Raw genomic sequence first — 8,818 nt, forward strand, 5'->3', positions numbered from 1 at the left:
GGCCCGCCCCCATCCGGGGCGGGCCGCTCCGTTTATCGGACGAAACAACCCGTAACCGTCCGACTATCGACCCGTTACCCCATACGAGAGCCGCACACGCGGCCGGGGACGGAGGGACACGGGATGCCGACCAGCCCGTACACGAAGGAACGCCTAGCGGCGGCGGCCAGCACGTCACGCACGCTGACGGAGGCGCTGGAACAGCTGGGGGTGGACCCGAAGAGCGGGTCGAGGCGGTACCTGTACGACCGCATGCGGAAGCTCGGGGTGAACGTCGCGCACTTCGAGCGGGAGGGGGAGAAATGGACGAGAGAAGTCTTGGAGGACGTGGTCGCCCTCTCGAAGAACATGTGTGAGGTACTGCGGCGCCTCGGGCTCGAGGTCGTGGGCGGTCACCACACCCACATCAGCCGCAAGGTGAAGGCATTCGGCATAGACACCTCCCACTTCGCGCCGACCTCCCTGGCGGGGCGGCCCAAGACGAGGCGAACCCCGGAGGCGATCCTCGTCAAGCAGAACGGGCCTCATACCCGCCGAGCCCAGAGTGAACATCTGAAGTGGGCGCTCAGCGCACTGGGCGTACCCGAACAGTGCGCAAGGTGCGGCATCCAGCCGGTCTGGCAGGGGCACCCGCTACCTCTGGAGGTGGACCACATCGACGGAGACTGGCGCAACAACCAACCGGCCAACCTGCGGCTGCTCTGCCCCAACTGCCACTCCACGACAGACACGTACCGCGGCCGGGGCAAGGGACGCCGGTGACCAGCGCCGCCCACTACACGCGGGAAGTCCTGGCCGAGGCCGCAGCCCAGTGCAAAAACATTGACGAGGTCATCGACCGCTACGGCATAAAGCCGCACCCTCAGCGGCTCCGGCAGTACCTCATGCGGCGCTTCTCCGCCTACGGCATCGACATATCCCACTTCGACCGACGCCCTTACCGGCTCCACGAGAAACCGGATCAGCCCTCTCTGCGGAGCGCCGTCGCCACGTCGCACTCCTGGGCGGAGACCCTACGGCGTCTCGATCGGCCTGACAGTAGAGGGTGGAGGGCATCTCTCAAAGCGTGGGTCCTCGAATCGGGGCTGGACACGTCGCACTTCCTCGGTCAGGCACACGGCCGCGGCAAGCCTGGACGCTTACCCCGCAAGCCCGCTGATGAAATCCTCGTCAAACACGAGGGAAAGTGGCGGACCCGTAGCCGACTCCTGCGAAGGGCCCTGCGCGACATGGGTGTTCCGGAGTGCTGCGACACCTGCGGAACACCGCCCGAGTGGCTTGGTGACCCTATGACCCTGGAGGTCGACCACATCAACGGCGATTGGAGCGACGACCGCCGCGAGAACCTGCGGTTGCTGTGTCCCAACTGTCACGCGGTCACGAGTACGTGGTGCCGAGGTGGTCGACGAAGTCGTTAGAAATCCACCCGTCGACGCCCCGCCAGCGAGTAGAGTGTTCTTGGCTTGCGCCCGTACGCCAACTGGGGAGCGGCGATCTTTAGGTGGTCGCGTATGTCGGTTCGAATCCGATCGGGCGTACCAAGCAGACAAGGCCTGGCCTCCCGAGTTTCGGGAGGCCAGGCCTTGCTGCGTCAGCCCAGGAGGGCGCGGACGAACGGGGTCAGGGCGCGGAAGGCCTGGCCGCGGTGGGAGATGGCGTTCTTTTCCGCCGGGGTCAGTTCCGCGCAGGTGCGGGACTCGCCCAGGGGCTGGAGGATCGGGTCGTAGCCGAAGCCGCCCGTGCCCGCGGGGGTGTGGCGCAGGGTGCCCAGGAGGCGGCCCTCGACCACGCGTTCCGTGCCGTCCGGGAGGGCCAGGGCCGCCGCGCAGGCGAAGTGGGCGCCGCGGTTGGCGTCGTCGATGTCGCCGAGCTGGGCCAGGAGGAGGGCCAGGTTCGCGGCGTCGTCGCCGTGGGTGCCGGACCAGCGGGCGGAGAAGATGCCGGGGGCGCCGTTCAGGACGTCCACGCAGAGGCCGGAGTCGTCGGCGACCGCCGGGAGGCCCGTGGCCCGGGCCAGGGCGTGGGCCTTGAGGAGGGCGTTCTCGGCGAAGGTGACGCCGGTTTCCTTGACGTCCGGAATCTCCGGGTACGCGTCCGCGCCGACCAGCTCGTGCGGCAGGCCGGCGTCGGACAGGATGGCGTGGAGCTCGGCGATCTTGCCCGCGTTGCGGGTGGCCAGGATCAGGCGCGGCGTGGAGGTCATGCCGGCCATTATTCCGGCCGCCGCCCGTAGGGCGGGCGGCCCGGGGTCAGCCCGGGGTCAGCCCGGGGTGCAGACCTTCGAGATCTCCTTCGCCGCGTCCGCGACGGGCGTGACGTCCGGGACCGAGTTGCCGCTCTCGATCGATGTGCGGACGTTCTTGACGGCCGTGTTCATGGAGTCGATGGCCTTGCTCAGGTCGGCGTTGTCCGTCTGGTCGCCGACCTTCTTGAGGTTCGACTCGATCTGGTTGAGCGCGTTCTGGGCGTCCTGCGGGCTGTTGCCCGCCTGCGAGACCGCCTGCTGGAGGTCGTTCGCGCCGTCCGTTATGGCCACCGCGGTGTTCGCGCAGTCCATCGCCGTCGAGATCGCGTCGCAGGAGGTGATCGCCGGGACGGCGAGGGCGGCCGCCAGCGCGACGGCGGCTATGCGGAGCTTGTGAGTCGTCTTCGGCTTCGGCTTCACTTCGGGTCTCCCCCAACTCTGGTACATGGACGGGCGCACGGCTGTGACACCGTGCGCCCGTACCCGCGTAGACGCCGGGGCGGGCCCGGCGGTTGCCGTGGAGGCTACAGCTCCAGGGCGCCGAGCTGGATGGCCTCCAGGTCGGCGCAGCCGCCGGCGGCCAGGTCGAGCAGGGCGTTGAGTTCCTTGCGGTCGAAGGGCTCGCCCTCGGCGGTGCCCTGGACCTCGACGAAGCGGCCGTCGCCGGTGCAGACCACGTTCATGTCGGTCTCGGCGCGCACGTCTTCCTCGTAGCAGAGGTCGAGCAGCGGGACGCCGTCCACGATGCCGACGCTGACGGCGGCGACGGTGCCGGTCAGCGGCTTGCGGCCGGCCTTGATGAGCTTCTTCTGCTGGCCCCAGGCGACGGCGTCGGCGAGGGCGACGTACGCACCGGTGATGGCCGCGGTGCGGGTGCCGCCGTCGGCCTGGAGGACGTCGCAGTCCAGGACGATGGTGTTCTCGCCGAGGGCCTTGTAGTCGATGACGGCGCGCAGCGAGCGGCCGATGAGGCGGGAGATCTCGTGGGTGCGGCCGCCGATCTTGCCGCGTACGGATTCGCGGTCGCCGCGGGTGTTGGTGGAGCGGGGCAGCATCGAGTACTCGGAGGTGACCCAGCCTTCGCCGCTGCCCTTGCGCCAGCGCGGGACGCCTTCGGTGAAGGAGGCGGTGCAGAAGACCTTGGTGTCTCCGAAGGAGACGAGGACGGAGCCCTCGGCGTGCTTGCTCCATCCGCGTTCGATGGTGACCGGGCGGAGCTGTTCGGGCGTACGGCCGTCGATGCGAGACATGGCTACGAGCCTAGTCGGTGCCGGGGTACGGAAAGACCCCGTCCGGGTGCATCCGGGACGGGGTCGTTCGTACGCGGGTGAGCCGGGGGCTCAGCTCACATCATGTCTTCGATGTCGGCGGCGATCGGGTCGGCGTCGGTGCCGATGACGACCTGGATCGCGGTGCCCATCTTGACGACGCCGTGGGCGCCGGCGGCCTTCAGCGCGACCTCGTCGACCTTGCTCGGGTCGATGACCTCGGTGCGCAGGCGGGTGATGCAGCCCTCGACCTCTTCGATGTTCTCGATGCCGCCGAGCCCGGCGACGATCTTCTCAGCCTTGGTGGCCATGTGTTTCTCCCTGAGTGTTACGAAGAACGAGTCTCGGCGGCCAGGTACATGGATCCCACCTGTGCGGTCCGCTTCGTCACGGTAACGCACGGTTGGCCCATCTACGCGGGCACATGACCGCTGCCTGCCGAATGATGACGATCAGCAGCAGCCTGCCCGCGACTGGTCTACACCAGTGTGCCGCACGTGCCGCTACTGCCAAAAACGGGCCGGTCAGGGAGGACGCCGATGAGCGCGAGCAGCGCCCCAGCAGCACCACGGCAGCAGTGGTGGAACGGCTTGTTCCAGGGGCTGCAGAAGATGGGACGGAGCCTTCAGCTGCCGATCGCCGTGCTGCCGGCGGCGGGCATCCTCAACCGGCTCGGGCAGGCGGACGTCTTCGGGGCGGACGGGCTGGGCTGGACGGACGTGGCCAAGGTGATGGCCAGCGCGGGCGGCTCCCTGCTGAACGCCGACCTCGGCCTGCCCCTGCTCTTCTGCGTCGGTGTGGCGATCGGCATGGCCAAGAAGTCGGACGGCTCGACCGCCCTGGCCGCGGTGGCCGGCTTCCTGGTCTACTGGGGGGTGCTGCACGCCTTTCCCGAGAGCTGCCCCGAGGGGACCCGGGACATCAAGGGCGGCTGCCTGGGGACGGACGACTCGTTCGCGGAGTACACCTTCCAGAACCCGGGGGTCTTCGGCGGCATCGTCATGGGCCTGCTGGCCGCGTGGTTCTGGCAGCGCTACCACCGGGTCAAGCTGGTCGACTGGCTCGGCTTCTTCAACGGCCGCCGGCTCGTCCCGATCATCATGGCCTTCGTCGCCATCGCCTTCGCCGCGCTGTGCCTGTGGATCTGGCCGCCGATCGGTGACGCGCTGGAGAGCTTCTCGGACTGGCTGGTGGGCCTGGGCTCCTGGGGCGCCGGCATCTTCGGGGTCGCCAACCGCGCGCTGCTGGTGATCGGCCTGCACCAGTTCCTGAACGTGCCGGTGTGGTTCCAGTTCGGCAGCTTCACCAAGCCGGACGGGCAGGTCGTCCACGGCGACATCAACATGTTCCTGAGCGGGGACCCGAACGCCGGGCAGTTCCTCACCGGCTTCTTCCCGATCATGATGTTCGCCCTCCCGGCGGCCGCGCTGGCGATCACGCACTGCGCCAAGCCGCAGCGCCGCAAGGAGGTCGGCGGCCTGATGCTGTCGGTCGGCCTGACCTCCTTCGTCACGGGCATCACCGAGCCGCTGGAGTACTCGTTCCTCTTCGTTGCCCCACTGCTGTACGCGATCCACGCCGTACTGACGGGTGTGTCGATGGCGGTGACGTGGGCGTTCGGGGTGAAGGACGGCTTCAGTTTCTCGGCGGGTCTGATCGACTACATCATCAACTGGAGCCTGGCCACCAAGTCCTGGCTGATCATTCCGATCGGCCTGTGCTTCGCGGCCGTCTACTACGCCGTCTTCCGCTTCGCGATCACCAAGTTCGACATCCCCACCCCCGGCCGGGAATCGGACGAGGAGATCGCGGTGATGGAAGCGGAGAACACGAAGGCGTAGCCTCCCGCCGCACCCACCCCTGCCCCACCCGCCCAATCACCACAAAACCCTCGCGGACCCTCAGGGTCCGGGGGGTTTTTGTCGCTCATGTCCAGATGTGTCCTCCGTCATGAAATTCATGGGTTCCTTACGCCGACCCCACCGTGCTACAACTGGTCTACACCACTTGGTGGTGTAGACCATGCGGGCTTGTCCGGCCCCGGGTCCCTTTCTGAGACGTCGCCAGCCCCCCGTTTCCCTTGTCCCCGGGCGGCGCCTTGCCCAATGGAGGAACCACATGTCCACAGCGACGGCTGCGGAAAAGAAGAAGGGCGCTGGCGTGATGGCCGTCATGCAGCGCATCGGCCGGAGCCTCATGCTCCCCGTTGCCGTGCTGCCCGCCGGCGCGCTCCTGGTCCGCCTGGGCGCGGACGACATGCTCGGCGACAAGGACGTCTTCTCGACGTTCATCACCAAGATCGCCGGTTACATGGCCGCCGGTGGCGGCGCGATCCTCGACAACATGCCGCTGCTGTTCGCCGTCGGCATCGCGATCGGCTTCGCGAAGAAGTCGGACGGCTCGACCGCCCTCGCGGCCGTCACCGGTTACCTGGTCTTCCAGAAGGTGCTCGCCACCTTCACGGACAGCAACCTCCCGCAGGTCGCCAAGGTCGACGGCGACAAGATCATCCACGTGGACGCCGCGGTCAACGCCGGTGTGCTCGGCGGTGTCGTGATGGGCGTCATCACCGCCCTGCTCTACCAGAAGTTCTACCGGACCAAGCTGCCGGACTGGGCGGGCTTCTTCGGCGGCCGCCGTCTCGTCCCGATCCTCTCCGCCTTCGCGGGCCTGCTCATTGGCATCGTCTTCGGTCTCATCTGGCCGGTCCTCGGCACGGGTCTGCACAACTTCGGTGAGTGGCTGACCGGTTCCGGCGCCGTCGGCGCGGGCATCTTCGGTGTCGCCAACCGTGCGCTGATCCCCATCGGCATGCACCACCTGCTGAACTCCTTCCCGTGGTTCCAGGCCGGTTCCTTCGACACCGCCAACGGTGCCGTCCACGGCGACATCGCCCGCTTCCTCGCCCACGACCCGACCGCCGGACAGTTCATGACCGGGTTCTTCCCGATCATGATGTTCGCCCTCCCGGCGGCCTGCCTCGCGATCGTCCACTGCGCCCGCCCCGAGCGCCGCAAGGTCGTCGGCGGCATGATGTTCTCCCTCGCGCTCACCGCGTTCGTCACCGGTGTGACCGAGCCGATCGAGTTCACCTTCATGTTCATCGCCCCGGTGCTGTACGCGATCCACGCGGTGCTGACCGGTGTCTCCATGGCGCTGACCTGGGCGCTCGGCATGCGTGACGGCTTCGGCTTCTCCGCCGGCGCGGTCGACTTCCTGCTCAACCTGGGCATCGCGGACAACCCGTGGGGCCTGGCGGGCATCGGCCTCTGCTTCGCGGTGGTCTACTACTTCGTCTTCCGCTTCGCGATCACCAAGTGGAACCTCCCCACGCCGGGCCGCGAGTCCGACGAGGAGCTCGCCGAGCTGCAGAAGGCCGAGGCCAAGTAAGCCCGGTCGCGGTACGTACGTACGCCGAAGCCCCCGCTCTCCCGGAAAGGGAGGGCGGGGGCTTCGGCGTGCGTACGTACCGCGGTTCGGCTCCGGCGGCTCAGACCTCGTAGACGGCGCCCGAGTACGCGAGGTCGATCGGGCCGTCGTAGACCGCGCGGGCGTCGGCGAGGTTCTGCTCGGCGTCCGTCCACGGCGGGATGTGGGTCAGGACCAGCCGGCCGACCTTGCCGCCGCGGGCGTACTCGCCCGCCTCGCGGCCGTTGAGGTGGAGGTCCGGGATGTCTTCCTTGCCGTGCGTGAAGGAGGCCTCGCAGAGGAGGAGGTCGGTGCCCTCGGCGAGCAGCCCCAGCTCGGGGCAGACGCCGGTGTCGCCGGAGTACGTGAGCGAGCGGCCGCCGTGCTCGACGCGGATGCCGTACGCCTCCACCGGGTGGCAGACCCTCTCGGTGCGGATCTGGAACGGGCCGATCTCGAAGCTGCCGGACTTCAGGGTGCGGAAGTCGAAGACCTCGCTCATGGAGCGTTCGTCGGGGACGTCCTCGTACGCGGTCGTCAGGCGCTTCTCGGTGCCTTCGGGGCCGTAGACGGGGATCGTGCCGCAGCGGCCGCCTTCGTGGCGGTAGAAGCGGGCGACGAAGTACGCGCACATGTCGATGCAGTGGTCGGCGTGCAGGTGGCTCAGGAAGATCGCGTCGAGGTCGTAGAGACCGCAGTGGCGCTGGAGGTCGCCGAGGGCGCCGTTTCCCATGTCGAGGAGCAGCCGGAAGCCGTCGGCCTCGACGAGGTAGCTCGAGCAGGCCGATTCCGCGGACGGGAACGAACCCGAGCAGCCGACGACGGTGAGCTTCATGGAGCGTGAACCTCCGTGGACGGTCCGTGGACGGAATGCGGGCCGTGCGTGGGTCGAGCGTAAGGCGCGAAACCTCCGGTCGCTCCTCCGCGGCGGGCCGTTGTGGGAGGAATCACCTGTGCTGTCACCCGGGGGAGCGACGCCGCGGATGCGGGTTGCCGTGCCGGGGTGTCCGGGCGCGACTACGGTCGGAGTATGGACACGTCCTGGTGGCCTGCGGTCGCCGCGGTGGTGGCCGTGGCGCTGCTGGTGCTGATCCCGTCGAGGGTCCGCGGCGTGCGACGGGCGGTGGTGCCTGCGCACGGGCCCGGGCCGGCGCCGAGGCCGGGGGCGGGTGAGCTGTGGTCCCTGGCGGACGGCCGGCCGTGCCTGGTGCTGGGGGTACGGGGTCCGCGGGCGCGGGTCGCGTGGATCACCGGGAAGTACGACGACCGGCGGGCCGGGGTGATCCCGCTGCCGCCGGGGACGGTCGGGGCGCAGGGACGGGCGAGTTTCCTGGAGGCGGACCGGGTGGCGGAGGTGTCGGTGTGGGAGTTCCGCGGGCGGCTGGGGACGCTGGACCCGGCGGTGTGGGACGAGGTCCGGGGGCTGGGCGGCAGCGGATGATCCGGCTGCGGCGGGTCTACGATCCCCCGGAGCCGGGGGTGGACGGCGTGCGGGTCCTGGTGGACCGGCTGTGGCCGCGGGGGCTGTCGAAGGCGGCGGCCGCGGTGGACGAGTGGCCGAAGGCGGTGACGCCGTCGGCGGAGCTGCGGAAGTGGTTCCACGGGGGTGGCTCCGCCGGGGAGTTCCGGGCCCGGTACGAGGCGGAGCTCGCGGCGCCGGAGGCGGTGGCGGAGCTGGCGCGCCTGCGGGCGCTGGCGGGCGGGGGGCCGGTGACCCTGCTGACGGCGGTCAAGGACCCGGAGCACAGCCACGCGTCGGTGTTGGCCGAGCTGCTGGCCGACGGGGCGTGAGCGCGCCCTGGGCCCCCCCCCGGGCGGGGGGGGGCCGGGGCGGGCGGGGGGGGGGTGGCGCGCGCGGGGCCCGGGGGGGGGTTGTCCCGGCGCACACAAAAAAAAC

The 8,818-nt window shown here is 69.4% G+C and carries 11 protein-coding genes and 1 tRNA gene; 7 read left to right on the top strand and 5 right to left on the bottom strand.

Going from position 1 to position 8,818, the window contains the following annotated elements:
• The first annotated feature begins 123 nt into the window (after nt 1-123).
• The 3 genes from ACFWB8_RS35735 to ACFWB8_RS35745 all read left to right on the top strand — a co-directional run bounded on the left by ACFWB8_RS35735 (nt 124) and on the right by ACFWB8_RS35745 (nt 1,541).
• Nucleotides 124-762, top strand: coding sequence for an HNH endonuclease (locus ACFWB8_RS35735; protein WP_385237065.1), 639 nt, complete (start codon nt 124-126; stop codon nt 760-762).
• Nucleotides 759-1,418, top strand: coding sequence for an HNH endonuclease (locus ACFWB8_RS35740; protein WP_385237068.1), 660 nt, complete (start codon nt 759-761; stop codon nt 1,416-1,418). Before ACFWB8_RS35735 ends, ACFWB8_RS35740 begins: the two co-directional genes overlap by 4 nt.
• A 47-nt stretch (nt 1,419-1,465) precedes the next feature.
• Nucleotides 1,466-1,541: transfer RNA gene (locus tag ACFWB8_RS35745), tRNA-Leu, on the top strand.
• A gap of 50 nt (nt 1,542-1,591) precedes the next feature.
• On the opposite strand, the gene rdgB is transcribed toward ACFWB8_RS35745, so the two are convergent.
• The 4 genes from rdgB to ACFWB8_RS35765 form a co-directional block, all read right to left on the bottom strand.
• The gene (rdgB, locus tag ACFWB8_RS35750; protein WP_385237071.1) at nt 1,592-2,203 is read right to left on the bottom strand and encodes an RdgB/HAM1 family non-canonical purine NTP pyrophosphatase; all 612 of its coding nucleotides are present in this window, start codon (nt 2,201-2,203) and stop codon (nt 1,592-1,594) included.
• Between the two features lie 57 nt (nt 2,204-2,260).
• On the bottom strand, nt 2,261-2,665 hold the full coding sequence (locus ACFWB8_RS35755) for a hypothetical protein (protein WP_385237074.1): 405 nt from the start codon (nt 2,663-2,665) through the stop codon (nt 2,261-2,263).
• Nucleotides 2,666-2,769: 104 nt separating this feature from the next.
• Nucleotides 2,770-3,495 (bottom strand): ribonuclease PH, encoded by a 726-nt coding sequence (gene rph, locus ACFWB8_RS35760; RefSeq protein WP_385237077.1) that lies wholly within the window; start codon nt 3,493-3,495, stop codon nt 2,770-2,772.
• Nucleotides 3,496-3,590: 95 nt separating this feature from the next.
• Entirely contained in the window at nt 3,591-3,878 is a 288-nt protein-coding gene (locus ACFWB8_RS35765) for a glucose PTS transporter subunit EIIB (protein WP_385237095.1), read from the bottom strand.
• Between the two features lie 174 nt (nt 3,879-4,052).
• On the opposite strand from ACFWB8_RS35765, the gene ACFWB8_RS35770 reads away from it, so the two are divergent.
• Together ACFWB8_RS35770 and ACFWB8_RS35775 are read left to right on the top strand one after the other, a co-directional pair.
• A complete protein-coding gene (locus ACFWB8_RS35770) occupies nt 4,053-5,354 on the top strand; it encodes a PTS transporter subunit EIIC (RefSeq protein WP_385237080.1) in 1,302 nt (433 codons plus the stop codon).
• A 277-nt stretch (nt 5,355-5,631) separates the two neighbouring features.
• Nucleotides 5,632-6,903: a PTS transporter subunit EIIC gene (locus ACFWB8_RS35775; protein ID WP_385237083.1), complete on the top strand. Its 1,272-nt coding sequence runs from the start codon at nt 5,632-5,634 to the stop codon at nt 6,901-6,903.
• 100 nt (nt 6,904-7,003) lie between these two features.
• Here the strand turns inward: ACFWB8_RS35775 and ACFWB8_RS35780 are convergent, their stop codons facing one another.
• Nucleotides 7,004-7,756: an MBL fold metallo-hydrolase gene (locus ACFWB8_RS35780; protein ID WP_385237086.1), complete on the bottom strand. Its 753-nt coding sequence runs from the start codon at nt 7,754-7,756 to the stop codon at nt 7,004-7,006.
• 195 nt (nt 7,757-7,951) lie between these two features.
• On the opposite strand from ACFWB8_RS35780, the gene ACFWB8_RS35785 reads away from it, so the two are divergent.
• Nucleotides 7,952-8,362 carry a hypothetical protein gene (locus tag ACFWB8_RS35785; RefSeq protein ID WP_385237089.1) on the top strand — a complete coding sequence of 137 codons (411 nt, stop codon included), beginning with the start codon at nt 7,952-7,954 and terminating at the stop codon, nt 8,360-8,362.
• Nucleotides 8,359-8,712, top strand: coding sequence for a DUF488 domain-containing protein (locus tag ACFWB8_RS35790; protein WP_385237092.1), 354 nt, complete (start codon nt 8,359-8,361; stop codon nt 8,710-8,712). Before ACFWB8_RS35785 ends, ACFWB8_RS35790 begins: the two co-directional genes overlap by 4 nt.
• The last annotated feature ends 106 nt before the right edge of the window (nt 8,713-8,818 follow it).

Source organism: Streptomyces sp. NPDC060031, from assembly GCF_042736805.1.
Taxonomy (GTDB): domain Bacteria; phylum Actinomycetota; class Actinomycetes; order Streptomycetales; family Streptomycetaceae; genus Streptomyces.

Excerpts from the sequence above, each read along its gene's own strand:
- ACFWB8_RS35735 (WP_385237065.1), top strand. The coding sequence starts at position 124 with ATGCCGACCAGCCCGTACACGAAGGAACGCCTAGCGGCGGCGGCCAGC.
- rdgB (WP_385237071.1), bottom strand. The coding sequence starts at position 2,203 with ATGACCTCCACGCCGCGCCTGATCCTGGCCACCCGCAACGCGGGCAAG.
- rph (WP_385237077.1), bottom strand. The coding sequence starts at position 3,495 with ATGTCTCGCATCGACGGCCGTACGCCCGAACAGCTCCGCCCGGTCACC.
- ACFWB8_RS35770 (WP_385237080.1), top strand. The coding sequence starts at position 4,053 with ATGAGCGCGAGCAGCGCCCCAGCAGCACCACGGCAGCAGTGGTGGAAC.
- ACFWB8_RS35775 (WP_385237083.1), top strand. The coding sequence starts at position 5,632 with ATGTCCACAGCGACGGCTGCGGAAAAGAAGAAGGGCGCTGGCGTGATG.
- ACFWB8_RS35780 (WP_385237086.1), bottom strand. The coding sequence starts at position 7,756 with ATGAAGCTCACCGTCGTCGGCTGCTCGGGTTCGTTCCCGTCCGCGGAA.
- ACFWB8_RS35785 (WP_385237089.1), top strand. The coding sequence starts at position 7,952 with ATGGACACGTCCTGGTGGCCTGCGGTCGCCGCGGTGGTGGCCGTGGCG.
- ACFWB8_RS35790 (WP_385237092.1), top strand. The coding sequence starts at position 8,359 with ATGATCCGGCTGCGGCGGGTCTACGATCCCCCGGAGCCGGGGGTGGAC.